The 710-nt window shown below is 44.9% G+C and carries 1 protein-coding gene; it reads right to left on the reverse strand.

Features of this window, described 5'->3' with window-relative positions:
• Positions 1-197: 197 nt before the first annotated feature.
• A partial coding sequence (locus tag R7Q09_RS25620) for an OmpA family protein (RefSeq protein ID WP_318143874.1) occupies positions 198-710 on the reverse strand: 513 nt, incomplete at its 5' end.

Here is a 710-nt window from a genome sequence, read left to right on the forward strand (position 1 = left end):
ACGAAAAGATCAAGGTTTGCTTGGATATCTGATGTAAGTTTGCTCATTTCAAAACTCTCATTGTTATGACGCCGCTAGATTACCACTACAGCGCCGATTCCTAAAGCATAATACGGCTTCAAGCCACTATGAAAAGAAAAGGAGCCGAAGCTCCTTTTGTCAAATCTGAGTGCGATGTGAGAGTGTAAAAGTTTAGATTAGCTTTCTGCTTGAGGAAGCGTCGTAAAGATCGTCCACTCTTTTTTAACTTTACCTTTGTAACCAACAACAGATGCGGTCACTCGGCGGTTAAGTGCGTGGCTTACCTGATCGGTGCCTTGCACTGCTAGATGTGTGTCACCAAAACCAATGATGCGAACACGATTTGGTTCAATACCGTAACTTAATAGCGCGTCACGCACGTTTTTCGCTCGTCGTTCAGAGAGATCTTGATTGTGTTTTGAACCACCGGTTTTACTCGCGTAACCTTGTAGTTCAATCGAGGTCGTTGGGTAATCCTTCAAGAACTCGGACAACTCACGAATTTGACGACGAAATACCGGATTGATCTCATCAGAATCGTTGGCAAATAGCACACGAACTTGCATTTTCTCAGATGCTTTGATGTATTCGCCACAGCCATCATTGTCAACTTCAGAGCCAGCTGGCGTCCCCGGACATAGGTCGCGAGCGTTAATCACACCGTCGTTATCTTCGTCTTGTAAGTCAGC

This window comes from Vibrio sp. 2130-1 (assembly GCF_033339515.1).